Origin of the sequence: Vibrio harveyi (genome assembly GCF_030060435.1) — a bacterium.
Lineage (GTDB): Bacteria > Pseudomonadota > Gammaproteobacteria > Enterobacterales > Vibrionaceae > Vibrio > Vibrio harveyi.
This window is the reverse complement of sequence record NZ_CP125875.1, coordinates 3,224,329-3,246,964: the sequence shown is the minus strand read 5'-3', so window position 1 is coordinate 3,246,964 and position 22,636 is coordinate 3,224,329. Positions and strand designations below refer to the sequence as shown.

Below are 22,636 nucleotides of genomic sequence, written 5' to 3'. Positions count from 1 at the left end.
CCTTGGGTGTTGTATGGTTAAGCCTCACGGGCAATTAGTACAGGTTAGCTCAACGCCTCACAACGCTTACACACCCTGCCTATCAACGTTCTAGTCTCGAACAACCCTTTAGGATACTTAAAGTATCAGGGAAGACTCATCTCAGGGCTCGCTTCCCGCTTAGATGCTTTCAGCGGTTATCGATTCCGAACTTAGCTACCGGGCAATGCGTCTGGCGACACAACCCGAACACCAGAGGTTCGTCCACTCCGGTCCTCTCGTACTAGGAGCAGCCCCCTTCAATCTTCCAACGCCCACGGCAGATAGGGACCGAACTGTCTCACGACGTTCTAAACCCAGCTCGCGTACCACTTTAAATGGCGAACAGCCATACCCTTGGGACCGACTTCAGCCCCAGGATGTGATGAGCCGACATCGAGGTGCCAAACACCGCCGTCGATATGAACTCTTGGGCGGTATCAGCCTGTTATCCCCGGAGTACCTTTTATCCGTTGAGCGATGGCCCTTCCATTCAGAACCACCGGATCACTATGACCTGCTTTCGCACCTGCTCGAACCGTCATTCTCGCAGTCAAGCGGGCTTATGCCATTGCACTAACCTCACGATGTCCAACCGTGATTAGCCCACCTTCGTGCTCCTCCGTTACGCTTTGGGAGGAGACCGCCCCAGTCAAACTACCCACCAGGCACTGTCCGCAACCCCGATTAGGGGTCGACGTTAGAACATCAACACTACAAGGGTGGTATTTCAAGGACGGCTCCACACAATCTAGCGACCGTGCTTCAAAGCCTCCCACCTATCCTACACATGTAGGGTCAATGTTCAGTGCCAAGCTGTAGTAAAGGTTCACGGGGTCTTTCCGTCTAGCCGCGGGTACACTGCATCTTCACAGCGATTTCAATTTCACTGAGTCTCGGGTGGAGACAGCGTGGCCATCATTACGCCATTCGTGCAGGTCGGAACTTACCCGACAAGGAATTTCGCTACCTTAGGACCGTTATAGTTACGGCCGCCGTTTACCGGGGCTTCGATCAAGAGCTTCGACCGAAGTCTAACCCCATCAATTAACCTTCCGGCACCGGGCAGGCGTCACACCGTATACGTCATCTTACGATTTTGCACAGTGCTGTGTTTTTAATAAACAGTTGCAGCCACCTGGTATCTGCGACTCTCAATAGCTCCATCCGCAAGGGACTTCACCGTCGAGAGCGTACCTTCTCCCGAAGTTACGGTACCATTTTGCCTAGTTCCTTCACCCGAGTTCTCTCAAGCGCCTTGGTATTCTCTACCCGACCACCTGTGTCGGTTTGGGGTACGATTCCTTACAATCTGAAGCTTAGAGGCTTTTCCTGGAAGCATGGCATCAATGACTTCACTACCGTAGTAGCTCGACGTCGTGTCTCAGCCTTAAAAAGAGCCGGATTTACCTAACTCTTAAGCCTACGCACTTGAACCTGGACAACCGTCGCCAGGCCCACCTAGCCTTCTCCGTCCCCCCATCGCAATTGTAAGAAGTACGGGAATATTAACCCGTTTCCCATCGACTACGCCTTTCGGCCTCGCCTTAGGGGTCGACTTACCCTGCCCCGATTAACGTTGGACAGGAACCCTTGGTCTTCCGGCGAGGAGGTTTTTCACCCCCTTTATCGTTACTCATGTCAGCATTCGCACTTCTGATACGTCCAGCATGCGTTACCACACACCTTCAACCGCTTACAGAACGCTCCCCTACCCAATGTACTAAAGTACATTGCCGCAGCTTCGGTTTACTACTTAGCCCCGTTACATCTTCCGCGCAGGCCGACTCGACCAGTGAGCTATTACGCTTTCTTTAAATGATGGCTGCTTCTAAGCCAACATCCTGGCTGTCTGAGCCTTCCCACATCGTTTCCCACTTAGTAGTAATTTGGGACCTTAGCTGGCGGTCTGGGTTGTTTCCCTCTCCACGACGGACGTTAGCACCCGCCGTGTGTCTCCCGGATAGTACTTACTGGTATTCGGAGTTTGCAAAGGGTTGGTAAGTCGGGATGACCCCCTAGCCTTAACAGTGCTCTACCCCCAGTAGTATTCGTCCGAGGCGCTACCTAAATAGCTTTCGGGGAGAACCAGCTATCTCCAGGTTTGATTGGCCTTTCACCCCTAGCCACAAGTCATCCGCTAATTTTTCAACATTAGTCGGTTCGGTCCTCCAGTTGATGTTACTCAACCTTCAACCTGCCCATGGCTAGATCACCTGGTTTCGGGTCTATATCCAGAGACTGAACGCCCAGTTAAGACTCGGTTTCCCTACGGCTCCCCTAGATGGTTAACCTTGCCACTGAATATAAGTCGCTGACCCATTATACAAAAGGTACGCAGTCACACCACGAAGGTGCTCCTACTGCTTGTACGTACACGGTTTCAGGTTCTATTTCACTCCCCTCACAGGGGTTCTTTTCGCCTTTCCCTCACGGTACTGGTTCACTATCGGTCAGTCAGTAGTATTTAGCCTTGGAGGATGGTCCCCCCATATTCAGACAGGATATCACGTGTCCCGCCCTACTCGATTTCACTTTAAATGCGTTGCCGGTTACGGGGCTATCACCCTGTATCGCACAACTTTCCAGAAGTTTCACCTGACGCATAAAAAGCTTAAGGGCTAGTCCAATTTCGCTCGCCGCTACTTTCGGAATCTCGGTTGATTTCTTTTCCTCGGGGTACTTAGATGTTTCAGTTCCCCCGGTTCGCCTCGCTGCGCTATGTATTCACGCAGCGATACTAGCTTATGCTAGTGGGTTTCCCCATTCGGAAATCCCAGACTCAAATGGTTTTTACTACCTAATCTGGGCTTATCGCAAGTTAATACGTCCTTCATCGCCTCTGACTGCCAAGGCATCCACCGTGTACGCTTAGTCACTTAACCATACAACCCGAAGGAGTTTCGAGTTGATGAACAAGTCACCAAAGTTGTCTGCAATTTTTATACATGATGCAGACTCGATTTTGCCGGACTCAAATTCCAAGAACACTTGAATGTGTTGTATTGGTGTTTGTCATAAAGACAAACATTGAGAACTTTACAAACAAACTTAAAAGTTTGTTTTGTCAGCTTTCCAAATTGTTAAAGAGCTATGTTTCTTCACAAGGAAGTACATTTTCTAAAGACTTTCAGAGACGAAGATTCTAACCACGTACGTTTTACTGAAGTGGTTTGGAATTCCTATCCAAAAATACTTAGAGAATGGTGGGCGATACCGGGCTCGAACCAGTGACCCCCTGCTTGTAAGGCAGGTGCTCTCCCAACTGAGCTAATCGCCCACGTAAGTTTTGATTCTTCGTGGAGAAGAATGGTGGGTCGTGCAGGATTCGAACCTGCGACCAATTGATTAAAAGTCAACTGCTCTACCAACTGAGCTAACGACCCAATGGTATCCCGTAGGGGAGTCGAACCCCTGTTACCGCCGTGAAAGGGCGGTGTCCTAGGCCTCTAGACGAACGGGACACTGGATTGAAGAGTTTGGGAACTCTTCCTCTCTTTACTTTATAAACCGTATCAATCTGTGTGGACACTCATCGTGAGTAATCATCGTATAAGGAGGTGATCCAGCGCCAGGTTCCCCTAGCGCTACCTTGTTACGACTTCACCCCAGTCATGAACCACAAAGTGGTAAGCGTCCTCCCGAAGGTTAAACTACCTACTTCTTTTGCAGCCCACTCCCATGGTGTGACGGGCGGTGTGTACAAGGCCCGGGAACGTATTCACCGTGGCATTCTGATCCACGATTACTAGCGATTCCGACTTCACGGAGTCGAGTTGCAGACTCCGATCCGGACTACGACGCACTTTTTGGGATTCGCTCACTCTCGCAAGTTGGCCGCCCTCTGTATGCGCCATTGTAGCACGTGTGTAGCCCTACTCGTAAGGGCCATGATGACTTGACGTCGTCCCCACCTTCCTCCGGTTTATCACCGGCAGTCTCCCTGGAGTTCCCACCCGAAGTGCTGGCAAACAAGGATAAGGGTTGCGCTCGTTGCGGGACTTAACCCAACATTTCACAACACGAGCTGACGACAGCCATGCAGCACCTGTCTCAGAGTTCCCGAAGGCACCAATCCATCTCTGGAAAGTTCTCTGGATGTCAAGAGTAGGTAAGGTTCTTCGCGTTGCATCGAATTAAACCACATGCTCCACCGCTTGTGCGGGCCCCCGTCAATTCATTTGAGTTTTAATCTTGCGACCGTACTCCCCAGGCGGTCTACTTAACGCGTTAGCTCCGAAAGCCACGGCTCAAGGCCACAACCTCCAAGTAGACATCGTTTACGGCGTGGACTACCAGGGTATCTAATCCTGTTTGCTCCCCACGCTTTCGCATCTGAGTGTCAGTATCTGTCCAGGGGGCCGCCTTCGCCACCGGTATTCCTTCAGATCTCTACGCATTTCACCGCTACACCTGAAATTCTACCCCCCTCTACAGTACTCTAGTCTGCCAGTTTCAAATGCTATTCCGAGGTTGAGCCCCGGGCTTTCACATCTGACTTAACAAACCACCTGCATGCGCTTTACGCCCAGTAATTCCGATTAACGCTCGCACCCTCCGTATTACCGCGGCTGCTGGCACGGAGTTAGCCGGTGCTTCTTCTGTCGCTAACGTCAAATAATGCAGCTATTAACTACACTACCTTCCTCACGACTGAAAGTGCTTTACAACCCGAAGGCCTTCTTCACACACGCGGCATGGCTGCATCAGGCTTGCGCCCATTGTGCAATATTCCCCACTGCTGCCTCCCGTAGGAGTCTGGACCGTGTCTCAGTTCCAGTGTGGCTGATCATCCTCTCAGACCAGCTAGGGATCGTCGCCTTGGTGAGCCATTACCTCACCAACTAGCTAATCCCACCTAGGCATATCCTGACGCGAGAGGCCCGAAGGTCCCCCTCTTTGACCCGTAGGTATTATGCGGTATTAGCCATCGTTTCCAATGGTTATCCCCCACATCAGGGCAATTTCCTAGGCATTACTCACCCGTCCGCCGCTCGACGCCGTTATCGTTCCCCGAAGGTTCAGATAACTCGTTTCCGCTCGACTTGCATGTGTTAGGCCTGCCGCCAGCGTTCAATCTGAGCCATGATCAAACTCTTCAATTTAAGATTTTGTTCGGCTCAATGAATACTGAACATTACATAAGTAATGTTTGAATTGACTGTGCTGAATCTTTCGATTCAATGGTCACTTCGTTTCATTGAAACCTAATTTGATACCGAGGTATCTAATTGGATTATCATCAACGAGTGCCCACACAGATTGATAGGTCTATATTGTTAAAGAGCTTGGCTTTCAGTGCCTTAGCACTTAAGCGAGGTGCGTATAATACGCTTTCCACTTTGAAAGTCAACATAAAACTCTAAATTTATTTAGAACTTTATGGTGACTCGTCTGTATTCAGACAAGTCGGAAATAAAGCCTGGCGATGTCCTACTCTCACATGGGGAAGCCCCACACTACCATCGGCGCTAATTCGTTTCACTTCTGAGTTCGGAATGGAAATCAGGTGGGTCCAAATCGCTATGGTCGCCAAGCAAATTCTTTAATTCGGAAAACTGATTTTAAATTCTACTTACACACATTCAATGTTCTTACATCGAGTCCATCAAAACCCCTTGGGTGTTGTATGGTTAAGCCTCACGGGCAATTAGTACAGGTTAGCTCAACGCCTCACAACGCTTACACACCCTGCCTATCAACGTTCTAGTCTCGAACAACCCTTTAGGATACTTAAAGTATCAGGGAAGACTCATCTCAGGGCTCGCTTCCCGCTTAGATGCTTTCAGCGGTTATCGATTCCGAACTTAGCTACCGGGCAATGCGTCTGGCGACACAACCCGAACACCAGAGGTTCGTCCACTCCGGTCCTCTCGTACTAGGAGCAGCCCCCTTCAATCTTCCAACGCCCACGGCAGATAGGGACCGAACTGTCTCACGACGTTCTAAACCCAGCTCGCGTACCACTTTAAATGGCGAACAGCCATACCCTTGGGACCGACTTCAGCCCCAGGATGTGATGAGCCGACATCGAGGTGCCAAACACCGCCGTCGATATGAACTCTTGGGCGGTATCAGCCTGTTATCCCCGGAGTACCTTTTATCCGTTGAGCGATGGCCCTTCCATTCAGAACCACCGGATCACTATGACCTGCTTTCGCACCTGCTCGAACCGTCATTCTCGCAGTCAAGCGGGCTTATGCCATTGCACTAACCTCACGATGTCCAACCGTGATTAGCCCACCTTCGTGCTCCTCCGTTACGCTTTGGGAGGAGACCGCCCCAGTCAAACTACCCACCAGGCACTGTCCGCAACCCCGATTAGGGGTCGACGTTAGAACATCAACACTACAAGGGTGGTATTTCAAGGACGGCTCCACACAATCTAGCGACCGTGCTTCAAAGCCTCCCACCTATCCTACACATGTAGGGTCAATGTTCAGTGCCAAGCTGTAGTAAAGGTTCACGGGGTCTTTCCGTCTAGCCGCGGGTACACTGCATCTTCACAGCGATTTCAATTTCACTGAGTCTCGGGTGGAGACAGCGTGGCCATCATTACGCCATTCGTGCAGGTCGGAACTTACCCGACAAGGAATTTCGCTACCTTAGGACCGTTATAGTTACGGCCGCCGTTTACCGGGGCTTCGATCAAGAGCTTCGACCGAAGTCTAACCCCATCAATTAACCTTCCGGCACCGGGCAGGCGTCACACCGTATACGTCATCTTACGATTTTGCACAGTGCTGTGTTTTTAATAAACAGTTGCAGCCACCTGGTATCTGCGACTCTCAATAGCTCCATCCGCAAGGGACTTCACCGTCGAGAGCGTACCTTCTCCCGAAGTTACGGTACCATTTTGCCTAGTTCCTTCACCCGAGTTCTCTCAAGCGCCTTGGTATTCTCTACCCGACCACCTGTGTCGGTTTGGGGTACGATTCCTTACAATCTGAAGCTTAGAGGCTTTTCCTGGAAGCATGGCATCAATGACTTCACTACCGTAGTAGCTCGACGTCGTGTCTCAGCCTTAAAAAGAGCCGGATTTACCTAACTCTTAAGCCTACGCACTTGAACCTGGACAACCGTCGCCAGGCCCACCTAGCCTTCTCCGTCCCCCCATCGCAATTGTAAGAAGTACGGGAATATTAACCCGTTTCCCATCGACTACGCCTTTCGGCCTCGCCTTAGGGGTCGACTTACCCTGCCCCGATTAACGTTGGACAGGAACCCTTGGTCTTCCGGCGAGGAGGTTTTTCACCCCCTTTATCGTTACTCATGTCAGCATTCGCACTTCTGATACGTCCAGCATGCGTTACCACACACCTTCAACCGCTTACAGAACGCTCCCCTACCCAATGCACTAAAGTGCATTGCCGCAGCTTCGGTTTACTACTTAGCCCCGTTACATCTTCCGCGCAGGCCGACTCGACCAGTGAGCTATTACGCTTTCTTTAAATGATGGCTGCTTCTAAGCCAACATCCTGGCTGTCTGAGCCTTCCCACATCGTTTCCCACTTAGTAGTAATTTGGGACCTTAGCTGGCGGTCTGGGTTGTTTCCCTCTCCACGACGGACGTTAGCACCCGCCGTGTGTCTCCCGGATAGTACTTACTGGTATTCGGAGTTTGCAAAGGGTTGGTAAGTCGGGATGACCCCCTAGCCTTAACAGTGCTCTACCCCCAGTAGTATTCGTCCGAGGCGCTACCTAAATAGCTTTCGGGGAGAACCAGCTATCTCCAGGTTTGATTGGCCTTTCACCCCTAGCCACAAGTCATCCGCTAATTTTTCAACATTAGTCGGTTCGGTCCTCCAGTTGATGTTACTCAACCTTCAACCTGCCCATGGCTAGATCACCTGGTTTCGGGTCTATATCCAGAGACTGAACGCCCAGTTAAGACTCGGTTTCCCTACGGCTCCCCTAGATGGTTAACCTTGCCACTGAATATAAGTCGCTGACCCATTATACAAAAGGTACGCAGTCACACCACGAAGGTGCTCCTACTGCTTGTACGTACACGGTTTCAGGTTCTATTTCACTCCCCTCACAGGGGTTCTTTTCGCCTTTCCCTCACGGTACTGGTTCACTATCGGTCAGTCAGTAGTATTTAGCCTTGGAGGATGGTCCCCCCATATTCAGACAGGATATCACGTGTCCCGCCCTACTCGATTTCACTTTATATGCGTTGCCGGTTACGGGGCTATCACCCTGTATCGCACAACTTTCCAGAAGTTTCACCTGACGCATAAAAAGCTTAAGGGCTAGTCCAATTTCGCTCGCCGCTACTTTCGGAATCTCGGTTGATTTCTTTTCCTCGGGGTACTTAGATGTTTCAGTTCCCCCGGTTCGCCTCGCTGCGCTATGTATTCACGCAGCGATACTAGCTTATGCTAGTGGGTTTCCCCATTCGGAAATCCCAGACTCAAATGGTTTTTACTACCTAATCTGGGCTTATCGCAAGTTAATACGTCCTTCATCGCCTCTGACTGCCAAGGCATCCACCGTGTACGCTTAGTCACTTAACCATACAACCCGAAGGAGTTTCGAGTTGATGAACAAGTCACCAAAGTTGTCTGCAATTTTTATACATGATGCAGACTCGATTTTGCCGGACTCAAATTCCAAGAACACTTGAATGTGTTGTATTGGTGTTTGTCATAAAGACAAACATTGAGAACTTTACAAACAAACTTAAAAGTTTGTTTTGTCAGCTTTCCAAATTGTTAAAGAGCTAATCACTTCTAATGAAGTAACCATTTTTAAAAACTCTCAAGAGAGAATGTTTAAAGATGGTATCCCGTAGGGGAGTCGAACCCCTGTTACCGCCGTGAAAGGGCGGTGTCCTAGGCCTCTAGACGAACGGGACACTGGATTGAAGAGTTTGGGAGCTCTTCCTCTCTTTACTTTATAAACCGTATCAATCTGTGTGGACACTCATCGTGAATAATCATCGTATAAGGAGGTGATCCAGCGCCAGGTTCCCCTAGCGCTACCTTGTTACGACTTCACCCCAGTCATGAACCACAAAGTGGTAAGCGTCCTCCCGAAGGTTAAACTACCTACTTCTTTTGCAGCCCACTCCCATGGTGTGACGGGCGGTGTGTACAAGGCCCGGGAACGTATTCACCGTGGCATTCTGATCCACGATTACTAGCGATTCCGACTTCACGGAGTCGAGTTGCAGACTCCGATCCGGACTACGACGCACTTTTTGGGATTCGCTCACTCTCGCAAGTTGGCTGCCCTCTGTATGCGCCATTGTAGCACGTGTGTAGCCCTACTCGTAAGGGCCATGATGACTTGACGTCGTCCCCACCTTCCTCCGGTTTATCACCGGCAGTCTCCCTGGAGTTCCCACCCGAAGTGCTGGCAAACAAGGATAAGGGTTGCGCTCGTTGCGGGACTTAACCCAACATTTCACAACACGAGCTGACGACAGCCATGCAGCACCTGTCTCAGAGTTCCCGAAGGCACCAATCCATCTCTGGAAAGTTCTCTGGATGTCAAGAGTAGGTAAGGTTCTTCGCGTTGCATCGAATTAAACCACATGCTCCACCGCTTGTGCGGGCCCCCGTCAATTCATTTGAGTTTTAATCTTGCGACCGTACTCCCCAGGCGGTCTACTTAACGCGTTAGCTCCGAAAGCCACGGCTCAAGGCCACAACCTCCAAGTAGACATCGTTTACGGCGTGGACTACCAGGGTATCTAATCCTGTTTGCTCCCCACGCTTTCGCATCTGAGTGTCAGTATCTGTCCAGGGGGCCGCCTTCGCCACCGGTATTCCTTCAGATCTCTACGCATTTCACCGCTACACCTGAAATTCTACCCCCCTCTACAGTACTCTAGTCTGCCAGTTTCAAATGCTATTCCGAGGTTGAGCCCCGGGCTTTCACATCTGACTTAACAAACCACCTGCATGCGCTTTACGCCCAGTAATTCCGATTAACGCTCGCACCCTCCGTATTACCGCGGCTGCTGGCACGGAGTTAGCCGGTGCTTCTTCTGTCGCTAACGTCAAATAATGCAGCTATTAACTACACTACCTTCCTCACGACTGAAAGTGCTTTACAACCCGAAGGCCTTCTTCACACACGCGGCATGGCTGCATCAGGCTTGCGCCCATTGTGCAATATTCCCCACTGCTGCCTCCCGTAGGAGTCTGGACCGTGTCTCAGTTCCAGTGTGGCTGATCATCCTCTCAGACCAGCTAGGGATCGTCGCCTTGGTGAGCCATTACCTCACCAACTAGCTAATCCCACCTAGGCATATCCTGACGCGAGAGGCCCGAAGGTCCCCCTCTTTGACCCGTAGGTATTATGCGGTATTAGCCATCGTTTCCAATGGTTATCCCCCACACCAGGGCAATTTCCTAGGCATTACTCACCCGTCCGCCGCTCGACGCCGTTATCGTTCCCCGAAGGTTCAGATAACTCGTTTCCGCTCGACTTGCATGTGTTAGGCCTGCCGCCAGCGTTCAATCTGAGCCATGATCAAACTCTTCAATTTAAGATTTTGTTCGGCTCAATGAATACTGAACATTACATAAGTAATGTTTGAATTGACTGTGCTCTTATTGGTTTTCACTTTTAAAAAGTGAAATAAAACAGCTCAAGGCTGCTTCCCAATTCGAATGGTCACTTCGTTTCATTGAAACCTAATTTGATACCGAAGTATCTAATTGGATTATCATCAACGAGTGCCCACACAGATTGATAGGTCTATATTTTTAAAGAACTTTTCTAACTAACTTGCCGCCTCAGCGCCTCGTCGTTAGGGGTGCGTATCTTACGCTTCCCGCTTTGAGAGTCAAGTATTTTTTCAAATTCTTTTTTCTCTCTTCCGACTCGCTGTGTGACTTTCGTCTCACTCCGTGTCGGTGGATGCGCAGTATAGGGAGTTGAGAAATTAGCGCAACCTTTTTTTGAAAAAAACTTTCTAAGCGGTTATTTATCCACCAAATGCGTTATATCTGCATATTTCTTCGTCACATTTGAGACATATCACAGCAATTGGTTGGAAAAACACCAACCATATACGTAAGATTCATGTGTCTATTTTGTTAATAGGCAGCCAATCTCTTTATCATCTATATGTAGTAATCAAAATGACGTCTAAAAAAAATCTGATCTTGTGTGCTGGGTTGGCGGTCATTGGGGGAATCATCTTCTCTCAGTTACCTGTGTCACCTGCCTTGAGCTTTGTTATCGGTGTTGTCGCTACTGCTTTTCTTTTTTCACTTTCTAGCAAAACACCTGTTCTTCAATCTTCGGATTCCGATCCTTCAACTAAAACGCTGTATGTCGGCAACCTTCCTTATAAGGCAAATGAAAGTCACGTTCGAGATTTGTTTGCTGAGTATGGTCAGGTCTATGCAGTACGCTTAATGAAAGATAAGCGCACTGGTAAAAGGAGAGGGTTTGGTTTTGTAGTGATGGCTGCGGCAGATGCAAAACCTGCTATCGCTAAACTTAACGAGAAGGAATATATGGAGCGTACACTTAAAGTGCGTATTGCTAACGATCCTAAACACCCTGATGGCGGTAAACCTGAACAGGATTAAACCCTAAGGTCGCCAAACAGGTATTCAGTGCATCTTCTTGCCAAGGAGGTGCACTGGCATAAATCTTCTTACTCCCTTCCTCTTGGCTTTCTTCCTTCATATCGCTGAGTAGTAATGCTTTCACTCGACGAGCAATGGCTTCGCCAGAATCAATTAACGTAACCTCTCCACCTAACGCTTGATGGATTTCGTCTTTAATCAAAGGAAAATGAGTGCACCCCAATACAGCTACATCGACTTTATTACGTAATGGGAGAAGAATGCTTTCGAGCTCTGGAATAGAAATACTTTCGCCACGCAGCTTTTCTTCTGCCATATCCACTAAGCGAGTGGAACCTAATAGTTCGACAGGTTTACCTTGAGCAAAGTCACGGATCAGTTCATGAGTATATTGACGAGTCACGGTCGCGGGCGTAGCAATAAGTCCTACACCCTGAGAAGCGAGTAATGAGGCCGGCTTGATCGCAGGCACCACTCCGACAACCGGAATGGATAGATTCGCACGCAATGATGGCAACACTATGGTACTTGCGGTATTGCAGGCGATGACTACTATGTCAGCTTGATGCTCTTCAACCAATGCTGCCACCAGCTTATTAACGCGAGTGATCAGCACATCTTGGTCTAGCTCACCATATGGGTAAGCTTCGTTATCGAACAGATACAAGTAATCCATGTTTGGTAGAAGTCGGTGGATTTCTTGGAAGACCGATAGCCCTCCGACACCGGAATCAAACACTAGGACTTTTTTCTTACTTGATGCTCGCACGAGTCTTACCTGCAAATTAGAGACTCGGCGATCATACTGGTTAGATTTGTTTTGGCAATGCTTTGGCTCGGTATCTTTGATGACTGAATCGCTCCCCTGTTTCCACTTCAAGCTTAGCCAACTCTATATGTCCTTGAAATGATGAGGTTGATGTCACCAATGTATGGAATTCGCCATCTTCGCCACAGGGATCAATATGACCGGGTAATGACTCAATCAACGTTTTGTCATACCAACGTCCACACCACTCCGGCGGCAATACATTTCCATCGGTGGTAATCAACATGGTTTGAATTCCACGCTCGATAATTTCAAATGCCAATGCCTTGCTTTCTTCCCCCAACAAAGGGAATACACATTCCCAGCCGGCAGGTTCAATATAGCTGCGTCGATAATCAGCAATACCATTACAAAACATATCACCGAACGCGACAGCTTCTACATTCAGCCCACTGCTTTGTAGTGCATTAACGATCGTCGATTGATAAATGTCGTTATTCGGGAACACTTCAGGCAGTTCGATAGTAATGAGCGGAAGGCCAAGTAAGTCCGCCTGCATTTGCACGACCTCAAGCGGGGTTGCTTGAAAAGGGACTTCTTTATCAACATAAGTGGTGTACAAGCCAACTACCTGATAATGCGGATCTTCGTTTAGACGCTCCAACGTTAATGTAGAGTCTTTTCCGCTTGACCAGCTAATCACAACACGTTTTGGTTTAGTCATCGTCTTTCCTTGTTACCTATTTCCACCAGCGCTTTACTTACAAAAAGAAAGACCGCCGATATGGCGGTCTCGTTTAGCTTGATTAAAAGCGGTAGTCTGCCGAGACAAAGTACTGACGCCCTGGCGTCGCGTAACTAGTGTACATCTCGTAGTTTTTATCGAAAGCGTTGCTTAGCTTCGCATTAATATCCCAGTTTTGGTTCACGGCGTAAGAAGCAGTGAAGTTCCATAGGCTGTAGCTCGGTAGTCTGGTACTGCCATTAAAGCGTTCACCTTGGTACAGGTACTGCGAGCCCAACGTCCATTGGTCAAACGTTGCGTAGGCGTTCCACTTAGCACCACGCTTGGAGCGGTACGCTAGCTGAGTATCTTTTGCCCCAGACTTATCGACAGGATCTTTATAATCTAAGTAAAACTCGTGAGAAACGATATCCGTGTCGAATTTCACCTCTAGTTCGACACCTTTGATCTCAGCTTCACCCACGTTTTGCATGCCAGAGCCTTTCCAAATCAACATGTTCTCAATTTGGTTGTAGTAACCCGTCACCGTCCAATCAACAATCGATACAGCACCTGATAGCGACAGCTCGGTATTTTCTGATTCTTCTGGTTTTAGGTTTGGCATTTCGTAGCCTGGGTAATACAAATCAACAAAGCTCGGCGCACGGAAAGCAGTACCATGACTCAGGGTTAACTCGTAACCTTCGTAAAAACTCCAACCCGCAGCGGTTTGCCATGTGGTGTTGTTACCAAATTGATTGTTGTCGTCATTACGTACGCTTGCTTCTAACGTCCATACGTCATAAACATATTGAGCAATGGCACTAACACCAAAGTTAGTTCTTGGGTTCTTCTCTGGATCATAGTCTTTAGCTGGTCCCCAACTGTTCGCCGCAATGTAGCCTTTTGCTAGCTTCTCAGTACGGTAATCCAAACCGCCACCAATACTCAGTTCTTCGTTAACGCTGTACGAGTTCAACCAAATCGCGTTGAACTGCTCAATAGCAACATGATCGCCAGTAGATTTGTTTTGACCTGATTTATGGTCGTAGTTGTCTTGTTGACCATAAGCCAATTTTAATTCAGATGAGTAAACGTCTTTGTTGTATTCCAGCGATAAGTCGGTGCCTACATACTCTACTTCACCAGTTTTTTTCTCATGACCACTCCAAATACTACTGTTGTCGTAATCGTATTCATTGTTGTAAGCACTCACCCCAACGTAACCAGACAAGTTGTCAGAAAAGTTTTGTTGGTAACCCAACTTCAGGTTTAGCGTTTCGAAGCCATGCTCATCGCCATCATTCAATCCTGGCTGAGGCTTAACATTAAAACCATCGGTTTTCTCGTATCCTAAGACACCCTTAAAGTGTTTACCTTCACCCACAGGTTTAGAGACCACAAACGTGCCTTTTTTATGGTTATTTGAGCCATAACCTGCAGACACTCGACCTGAATCGTCATTAATAGGCGCACGAGTAATAATGTTGATTACGCCAGAGATCGCTTCTGAACCATAGATAGAGGCTCGTGCACCACGAATGTAATCGATACGTTCGACAGAGTTGATTGGAAATTGGTTAAAGTCGATACCACCCATGATTGCACGAGGCATACGCACCCCATCAACTAAAACGAGTACTTGAGACGAGCTACCACCTCGAACGTAGATAGATGCGGATTGACCACGCCCACCGTACTGAGCAACTTCAACACTCGGCAGTGTACGGAACACATCAAACAGACTATTTGCTTGCAGGCGTTTAATGTCTTCTTTGGTTACCGTAACGGTTTGTGCAAGAACAGCACCATCAATTTGCTTGAAGCGGTTTGCCGTAACCACAACCGTTTCATCTGCGGAAACTTCTTGGGCCTGTGAATAAAAGGTAGGTGAAAGCAGCGATGCACACGTGATCGCAAGAAATGTTTTTCTCATTGTATTGTCCTAAGTCGCGTAATTCCTACCGAGCCCTACTCGTGTTGAGCAGTCCAGTGCTGTGGCTCAGTTGCTGGCAGGTATTCGGACTTAAGAGCGAGGTTACACCATCCTACTTGCTCGACTTCCCACATAAACTAATGCAGTGTCTTGATGAGCGTTCGTTCTCTTTTACCGCTGCGCGTCAGTTCTGGATTTCCACCAGATTCCCATTTCAGCCATCTAGATTGCTAGATAGCACCAGCTTGGGGCAAATACTATTAAGCTATTGATTATTTGTCCAGCCAATATTACCTCTGACAATCGTAACGATTTGGTTCATTGGTGTATCAACTGACACAGAACACACTATCTTTAAATCAATTGGGGCACAAAACTGGACATCCTATTGAGATTGAATAAAATCTGCGCTCTTAAATTGAATGCACCATAAAAGGTAAGATCATGGCTACTCTTGATGTAAACCCACAACGCTACCAAGAACAACTGGCTGAAAAAGTCGAACGTCTGAACGATATGTTCGCGCCATACAACGTGCCAGAACTGGAAGTGTTTGAATCACCAGAGCAGCACTACCGCATGCGTGCTGAGTTCCGCGTTTGGCATGAGGGTGAAGACCTTTACTACATCATGTTCAATCAAGAAACTCGTGAGAAATACCGCGTTGACCAATTCCCAGCAGCAAGCCGTCTGATCAACGACCTGATGCCACTACTAGTTGAAGCGATGAAAGACAACGAATCGCTACGTCGTAAACTGTTCCAAGTGGACTTTCTATCAACGCTTAGCGGTGAGATTCTGGTTTCACTGCTTTACCATCGTCAACTGGATGAAGAGTGGATTGAAAACGCGAAAGCCCTTAAGCAGCGTTTGAATGATGAAGGCTTCAACCTAAACATCATTGGTCGTGCTCGTAAAATGAAGATTGTCTTAGACCGTGACTACGTGATCGAGAAGCTAGACGTAAATGGTCAAAGCTACATCTACCAACAAGTTGAAAACAGCTTCACTCAGCCAAACGGTAAAGTGGCAGAGAAAATGTTGGAATGGGCAGTCGACTGTACTCAAGAAAGCACTGGCGACCTACTAGAACTTTACTGTGGTAACGGTAACTTCTCTCTGGCGTTGGCACAAAACTTCGACCGCGTTCTTGCAACTGAATTAGCGAAGCCATCTGTGGTTTCTGCGCAATACAACATTGCAGCGAACGAGATTGATAACGTACAAATCCTACGTCTATCAGCAGAAGAGTTTACTCAAGCAATCGAAGGTAAGCGTGAATTCCGCCGCCTACAAGATGCAGGTGTGGATCTGAAGAGCTACAACTGTAATACGATTTTTGTCGATCCACCACGCTCAGGTATGGATGTCGACACTTGTAAGATGGTGCAAGGTTACGAGCGCATCATGTACATCTCTTGTAACCCAGAGACACTTAAAGAGAACTTGGACATTCTATGCGAAACCCACAACGTGACGCGTTTTGCTCTGTTTGACCAATTCCCTTACACGCACCACATGGAAGCAGGTGTACTGTTGGAACGTAAAGCGTAATCAACCAGCATCAAACATAAAAAAAGCGAGCTCATGGCTCGCTTTTTTGTTGGATTCGTTTTGCTTATTCAGCGGTGGTCTTCTTTTCCATGAAACCCAGCTTCTTACCGATCCACGCTAGGAGAATCATTGAAACCAGAATAGCGAAGAAGTTAGAGCCTGCTTCTGGGTATTGCGCTTTAATAAACGCAGAGTGACCAAATGCACCTACGAAGAAACACGCCAGACCAACAAGTGGGATATCTTCTGATACTGGGTTGTTAAGGTATTCTTGGTACAGCGCCTGTACAGCTAGCACGAGTGCAATCAGAGGGAAGATTGAAAAAGATACTTCGCTCATGGTCAACCATGACAACAAAGCATCACCACACATACCTGCAACCAGTGCCAAAATCAGCGTTTTCTTTTCAGATTTATTTCCATTCGACATTATTCTATCCCGCCTTTTAATCGGTTACGTTCACGTTCTTTGCGATACCAATAGGCCCCTTTGGCTATCATTCGCAATTGCATGATCAATCGCTCGGCGAGTTCATCGCGCTCGCGTCGATCTAAATCTAAAGCTTCCGCACCAGAGCTAAACACCAAAGTAACCGACGCCTCTGCTTGAGTGAACGCCTCTTCTTTGGTCATACCGGTGCTCATTAAGTACTCAGTTAATTCTGCCGCAAAATGCTGAATTTCTCGAGCGACGGCAGTACGAAATTCAGAGGAAGTGCCGGAGCGCTCACGCAACAATAAGCGGAAAACGTTAGGACTACTTTCAATGAATTCCATAAAGGTTTCAACTGAAGTTCGAATCACACTGCCTTCTTTGACAATACGCTGACGCGCCTGACGCATCAGTTGTCGCAACAACAAACCACCTTCATCAACCATGGTTAAGCCTAGCTCGTCCATGTCTTTGAAGTGACGGTAAAAAGAAGTTGGTGCAATTCCTGCCTCTCGGGCAACCTCACGCAAGCTGAGATTGGAAAAGCTGCGATCCGCACTGAGTTGATTAAATGCCGCATCGATCAACGATCGACGTGTTTTTTCTTTTTGCTGCGCGCGGATTCCCATCGATTTCATTCTTTAACTTGCTCTTTTTCTATTGGGTACGAGAGCTTCAATATAACGCATATCGCCCCCACGTATAAAGCGACGTTATCTGCCGATAAGCGGCGAGCACGTTACTATCGCCATGCATCTAATTGCAATCGCCTCACTTCAAATAGTAGACATACAGCATACCAATTAGTTCTTTTGGGCGATTCTGCGTGATCACTTCCACTCTCTAGCAGGCATTACGTGTTCCCAATAGAGTAAATGAGTTAAAATCCCGCTACAGCAATGTTAAGCAAATATAACAAGGAAGACATCATGGCGCATGCTAATCACTATGACGTGATCGTAATTGGTAGTGGCCCGGGCGGTGAAGGGGCGGCGATGGGATTGACCAAAGCCGGACTGAATGTTGCCATCGTAGAAAAGGAAAGCAGTGTTGGTGGCGGTTGTACGCACTGGGGAACCATACCATCCAAAGCATTGCGTCACGCAGTTAGCCGTATCATTGAATTCAATAGCAACCCGTTATTCTGCCGCAATAACACCAGCCTTCATGCAACATTTTCTGACATTTTAGGTCATGCAAAATCGGTAATAGATAAACAGACTCGACTTCGTCAGGGCTTTTATGATCGCAACTCATGCACACTGTTGTTTGGTACAGCCCGCTTTATCGATAACTACTCCATCGCCGTCATGCAAAGTGATGGTACGGAAGAAGTATACTCAGCAGATAAATTTGTTATCGCTACAGGCTCTCGTCCATACCAACCAAATGACGTTGACTTCTTACATGAACGCATCTACGACAGTGATTCCATCCTGAGCCTGAAGCACGACCCTCGCCACATCATTATTTACGGTGCAGGCGTGATTGGTTGTGAATACGCCTCAATCTTCCGCGGTTTAGGCGTGAAAACTGACCTGATTAACACTCGCGACCGCCTGCTCTCTTTCTTAGATAACGAAGTATCAGACGCATTGTCTTACCACTTCTGGAACAGTGGCGTGGTGATTCGTAACGATGAAACATTCGAGAAAATCGAAGGCACTGAAGATGGTGTTATCGTGCATCTTCAATCTGGCAAGAAGATGAAAGCCGATTGCCTACTGTATGCTAATGGTCGAACGGGTAACACAGACAAACTCAACTTACCTGCGGTTGGACTTGAGGGTGATTCACGCGGACAGCTCAAAGTAGATGGTAACTACCGTACAGAGGTAGAACACATCTACGCAGTCGGTGATGTAATTGGCTACCCTAGCCTAGCGAGTGCAGCGTATGACCAAGGTCGTTTCGTGGCACAAGCCATCACTAAAGGGCAAGCTGACGGTAATCTGATTGATGACATCCCAACGGGTATCTACACCATTCCAGAAATCAGCTCAGTGGGTAAAACCGAGCAAGAACTGACTGCGGCGAAAGTGCCTTACGAAGTGGGACGTTCTTCGTTCAAGCATCTAGCTCGTGCACAGATTGCAGGTAAAGACATCGGCAGTTTAAAAATCCTCTTCCATCGCGAAACCAAAGAGATTCTTGGTATTCACTGCTTTGGTGAGCGCGCTGCGGAAATCATCCACATCGGTCAGGCCATCATGGAACAAAAAGGCGAAGCCAATACGATCGAATACTTCGTCAATACCACCTTCAACTACCCGACGATGGCAGAAGCGTATCGCGTAGCGGCACTGAACGGTTTGAACCGATTATTCTAATTCAATTGGGTTGCCATGATCCAAAAGCTAAAACAGCAGGTTTCGACCTGCTGTTTTTTTATGTGTAACTAGGCAAGAAAGCTTCCCTTGCGCCATTGATAGAAGAAGATAGCACCAAGTCCAATCCCTCGCATTGCCATGAAACTGGTCATCGCAAACCATAGTGCATGGTTTTGCCAAACAGAGAACAAAAAGAATATCGCGAAGAAACAGCAAGTCGCCACAAACATACTGTTTCGCATGTCTTTACCTTTAGTGGCGCCAACAAAAATGCCATCAAATAGGAAACACCACATCGAAGCTAATGGCATGACCACCAGCCATGGTAAATATACCGAAGCTTGCTGCTGCACCGCGTCAATCGAAGTGATCATGGCGATCAACTGCGATCCCGCCAAACCAAATACTGCAGTCAAACCTAAGCAGATGATCAGACTCCAGAAGAAAGTACCAATCAACGAAGCACTGAGCTGCGCTCGGTCTTTGGCGCCAATCGCTTTGCCAACCATGGCTTCCATGGCGTAAGCAAAACCGTCCATGCCATAGGAAATCATCATCAAGAAACTCATCAATACCGCATTGGCCGCAACCACATCATCACCAAAGCTCGCACCTTGGAAAGTCATAAAGCTAAACGTAGCTTGTAAACATAGCGAGCGTAAGAAGATATCGCGATTGAGTTTTACGAAACGCCCTAGCCCATGTTGAGTATCGGTTAGCAGGCTTTTAGGTGATGGCAACAGACGGGCACACCACGTCCTCCATACACACATCAAGCCAAACGCCATGCCAGAGTAATCAGCAATCACCGAGGCTAGCGCTGCCCCTTCAACTTTCCAACCCAAACCAATCACAAACAGTAAATCGAGCGCGATATTGGTCACGTTAGTGATGATCACCATCCACATTGGGGCTTTGGAGTTTTGCGTTCCGAGCAGCCAGCCCAACAGCACAAAGTTCATCAGCGCAGCGGGTGCACTCCATACTCGGATAGAGAAATATTGCATACCGTAGTGCTTCACTTCAGCACTGGCATCACTCCAACCAAATATCAGATCCGCGATCGGGTTATGGGCAATAAGGAAGACTAACGCAAACAGCAATGCCATTAGTGAGCCTTGCATAAACACCAAGGCGAGTTGTTTTCGGTCTTCACCACCATAGGATTGCGCCGCTAATCCAGTAGTCGACATACGTAAAAAGCCAAGCAACCAAAACGTCACACTGATCATGGTACTACCAAGCGCAACACCACCTAGATACCAAGCGTGTTCAAGGTGACCGATCACCGCAGCGTCAACCAAGCCCAATAGTGGAACAGTAATATTCGACAGCACCATAGGGATAGCGAGCGCTAACACTTGGCGATGCACTTGAGGATTCGATAAAGGAGAGAAGATAGAGTTTGTCACAGGCACCTCGTTGTTTAGATCAGCGAGTGTACCTGAGTGTTCAATGCCTAGCCAATTACCACTTGATGTGAACGAGAACTGGCGTGAGACGATGCTTCAACATTGGGATCTTATTCAGCCAGCGCTGCCATGCTTTCCAGCGTGAGCAAAATCGGTCGAATGGCGAGAAGGCTTTGACCCATTGTGCCCATGGCAGCCAATGCAGTACTTGTTGTGCTGGTGCTTCAAAACCATGTGCATACGTATCTGAGCCGAGCTTCTGACCCCATTTACTTTCGGTTAAGTCACCTGCTAGTACCATGCACACTTCTGCCGATACAAAATGACGACCCAGAGTTTGGATGAAAGTCGCAACGCGCGATTCATCACAATCAAGTAAAGCCATCTCACACAGAATCAATACTGGTGCTTTTTCAGGAATGCGCAGTTCATCTAACCAATTCATGTCTTCTACGCTGCCGCAACGATGCTCGTAGCGTTCGTTTTTATGAAACAATCGCTGACGCCAAACCAGATTCTCGGTGACATCCAGTTCAATCCAGTGACAACGACCATTGTCCAAACGGTAGAAACGCGTATCTAAGCCCGCACCAACGTTAATGATCCAAGCGTCTGAGTGTTGTTGAAGAAAGTGACTAACCTGCTGATCGCACAGCTGAGTTAAAGTCACGTGCAGCAGCTGCTTCTGATCGACGTCGCCACTGATGCAATCTGGTGCCATCTTGCAGCTCAAGCACGCTTTTGCAGCGATCGGATCGTACACCAAGCCGTTATCGACCAAGCTTTCGCGGCTACGCAAAAACAACGGTTTCAACAGATGATTGGGTACGTGATGTTGAGGCTTGGACATGGGCATTTCCTTGCGCCGAAAAGAAAATGGTTAAATGGAATTAGATGATAATAAATCTCAATATCACTTGCAAGTTTTAACGCAACAGCCAAACGCTCTGAATCAGTGCGAGCGTAACTATGCTCGGAAGAAAAGAAATATGCTTTGAAGAAAATAAAAGTGGGAATAGAAAGTGCAGAAAACACAAAGCCCAGCAGAACGCTGGGCTTTATTAGAATGCTTGAGGTAAGAAACCTACATCCAGTCAGTGTTACGGATGATGCCAACCGCCAGACCTTCAATCGTCAGGTGTTGCGATGTTAGGTCAACTTGGATTGGTGAAAACTCTTCATTCTCTGCATGCAGTAGAACTGTAGAACCTTTACGCTCTAAACGCTTCACCGTCACATCATCATCAACACGTGCAACCACAACTTGACCGTCGCGCACATCTTGAGTTTTGTGCACAGCCAGCAAGTCGCCGTCCATAATACCGATGTCTTTCATACTTTCGCCGTTTACGCGAAGTAAGAAATCTGCTTTTGGTTTGAACATCGCAGGGTCCACTTGGTAGTGAGACTCCACATGCTCTTGAGCCAGAATCGGCTCACCAGCAGCAACTTGACCAATCAAAGGCAGACCTTGATCGTCGTTTGCCGCATCTTCGAGTAGGATTCGGATCCCGCGAGATGCGCCTGGAATAATTTCAATCGCTTGTTTACGAGCAAGCGCTTTTAGGTGTTCTTCTGCGGCATTCGCAGAGCGGAAGCCAAGCTCACGCGCAATCTCTGCACGAGTTGGTGGCATTCCGGTGTCTTCGATTTTGCTTTTAATCAAATCGAAGACTTGTTGTTGGCGTGGCGTTAACGGCTTCATATGTCACCTGTCTTTTTATACAGTTAACTGTGAGTATATCCAGTAAATGAACAAATGAAAACCCAATTGGTTGTTTTTTAATTTATTTGCGCCAGTTTCAGATCCCACCCACAAACCTCAAGTGAACATGCGTTTTAAACGCGCAATAGCCAATTCGTCTAATGAAAGCAACAACCTAGGGGTTCGACTAATTTCCGCTC

Annotated in this window: 11 protein-coding genes, 4 tRNA genes, 5 rRNA genes and 1 riboswitch; of the genes, 3 read left to right on the top strand and 17 right to left on the bottom strand. The window is 47.9% G+C overall.

All coding sequences use genetic code 11. The annotated features are described in order from the left end of the window. Positions 1-13: 13 nt before the first annotated feature. From QMY49_RS15360 to QMY49_RS15320, 9 genes are all read right to left on the bottom strand, one after another. A 23S ribosomal RNA gene (locus QMY49_RS15360) occupies positions 14-2,903 on the bottom strand. Between the two features lie 319 nt (positions 2,904-3,222). Then, positions 3,223-3,298 (bottom strand) — tRNA-Val (locus tag QMY49_RS15355). Positions 3,299-3,328: 30 nt separating this feature from the next. Continuing rightward, positions 3,329-3,404, bottom strand: a tRNA-Lys gene (locus QMY49_RS15350). A 2-nt stretch (positions 3,405-3,406) separates the two neighbouring features. After that, a tRNA-Glu gene (locus tag QMY49_RS15345) sits at positions 3,407-3,482 on the bottom strand. Positions 3,483-3,571: 89 nt separating this feature from the next. After that, positions 3,572-5,123, bottom strand: a 16S ribosomal RNA gene (locus QMY49_RS15340). A gap of 315 nt (positions 5,124-5,438) precedes the next feature. Beyond that, a 5S ribosomal RNA gene (gene rrf, locus QMY49_RS15335) occupies positions 5,439-5,555 on the bottom strand. A 92-nt stretch (positions 5,556-5,647) separates the two neighbouring features. Continuing rightward, a 23S ribosomal RNA gene (locus tag QMY49_RS15330) occupies positions 5,648-8,537 on the bottom strand. A 265-nt stretch (positions 8,538-8,802) separates the two neighbouring features. Next, a tRNA-Glu gene (locus tag QMY49_RS15325) sits at positions 8,803-8,878 on the bottom strand. Between the two features lie 89 nt (positions 8,879-8,967). Continuing rightward, positions 8,968-10,519: ribosomal RNA gene (locus QMY49_RS15320) — 16S ribosomal RNA — on the bottom strand. Together the 16S, 23S and 5S rRNA genes with 4 tRNA genes alongside form the textbook arrangement of a ribosomal RNA operon. A gap of 598 nt (positions 10,520-11,117) precedes the next feature. Between QMY49_RS15320 and QMY49_RS15315 the strand changes: the two genes are divergently transcribed. Next, on the top strand, positions 11,118-11,573 hold the full coding sequence (locus tag QMY49_RS15315) for an RNA-binding protein (RefSeq protein WP_005451980.1): 456 nt from the start codon (positions 11,118-11,120) through the stop codon (positions 11,571-11,573). Here the strand turns inward: QMY49_RS15315 and murI are convergent. The 3 genes from murI to QMY49_RS15300 form a co-directional block, all read right to left on the bottom strand. Further along, positions 11,536-12,342 (bottom strand): glutamate racemase, encoded by an 807-nt coding sequence (murI, locus tag QMY49_RS15310; protein WP_049538450.1) that lies wholly within the window; start codon positions 12,340-12,342, stop codon positions 11,536-11,538. The two genes, QMY49_RS15315 and murI, sit on opposite strands and share 38 nt — an antisense overlap. A 40-nt stretch (positions 12,343-12,382) precedes the next feature. Next, positions 12,383-13,066: a Dph6-related ATP pyrophosphatase gene (locus tag QMY49_RS15305; RefSeq protein WP_009695926.1), complete on the bottom strand. Its 684-nt coding sequence runs from the start codon at positions 13,064-13,066 to the stop codon at positions 12,383-12,385. Positions 13,067-13,148: 82 nt separating this feature from the next. Then, on the bottom strand, positions 13,149-15,002 hold the full coding sequence (locus QMY49_RS15300; RefSeq protein ID WP_005451983.1) for a TonB-dependent receptor domain-containing protein: 1,854 nt from the start codon (positions 15,000-15,002) through the stop codon (positions 13,149-13,151). Between the two features lie 58 nt (positions 15,003-15,060). Further along, a riboswitch (cobalamin riboswitch) is annotated at positions 15,061-15,262 on the bottom strand. 184 nt (positions 15,263-15,446) lie between these two features. Here QMY49_RS15300 and trmA point away from each other — a divergent pair. Then, positions 15,447-16,556 carry a tRNA (uridine(54)-C5)-methyltransferase TrmA gene (trmA, locus tag QMY49_RS15295; protein WP_005451984.1) on the top strand — a complete coding sequence of 370 codons (1,110 nt, stop codon included), beginning with the start codon at positions 15,447-15,449 and terminating at the stop codon, positions 16,554-16,556. Positions 16,557-16,620: 64 nt separating this feature from the next. Here trmA and QMY49_RS15290 read toward each other — a convergent pair whose 3' ends face one another. Together QMY49_RS15290 and fabR are read right to left on the bottom strand one after the other, a co-directional pair. Further along, on the bottom strand, positions 16,621-16,986 hold the full coding sequence (locus QMY49_RS15290) for a YijD family membrane protein (RefSeq protein ID WP_005430908.1): 366 nt from the start codon (positions 16,984-16,986) through the stop codon (positions 16,621-16,623). Further along, positions 16,986-17,627, bottom strand: coding sequence for an HTH-type transcriptional repressor FabR (fabR, locus tag QMY49_RS15285; protein ID WP_005430912.1), 642 nt, complete (start codon positions 17,625-17,627; stop codon positions 16,986-16,988). The genes QMY49_RS15290 and fabR overlap by 1 nt, the downstream gene beginning before the upstream one ends. A 261-nt stretch (positions 17,628-17,888) precedes the next feature. Between fabR and sthA the strand changes: the two genes are divergently transcribed. After that, on the top strand, positions 17,889-19,319 hold the full coding sequence (sthA, locus tag QMY49_RS15280) for a Si-specific NAD(P)(+) transhydrogenase (protein ID WP_012126563.1): 1,431 nt from the start codon (positions 17,889-17,891) through the stop codon (positions 19,317-19,319). Positions 19,320-19,387: 68 nt separating this feature from the next. On the opposite strand, the gene dinF is transcribed toward sthA, so the two are convergent. The 3 genes from dinF to lexA all read right to left on the bottom strand — a co-directional run bounded on the left by dinF (position 19,388) and on the right by lexA (position 22,436). Continuing rightward, the gene (gene dinF / locus QMY49_RS15275) at positions 19,388-20,731 is read right to left on the bottom strand and encodes an MATE family efflux transporter DinF (RefSeq protein ID WP_199828278.1); all 1,344 of its coding nucleotides are present in this window, start codon (positions 20,729-20,731) and stop codon (positions 19,388-19,390) included. 55 nt (positions 20,732-20,786) lie between these two features. Continuing rightward, complete coding sequence (locus tag QMY49_RS15270; protein WP_009695929.1) at positions 20,787-21,581, bottom strand: class I SAM-dependent methyltransferase; 795 nt, start codon at positions 21,579-21,581, stop codon at positions 20,787-20,789. A gap of 234 nt (positions 21,582-21,815) precedes the next feature. Continuing rightward, positions 21,816-22,436: a transcriptional repressor LexA gene (gene lexA, locus QMY49_RS15265; protein WP_005438488.1), complete on the bottom strand. Its 621-nt coding sequence runs from the start codon at positions 22,434-22,436 to the stop codon at positions 21,816-21,818. Positions 22,437-22,636 lie beyond the last annotated feature (200 nt).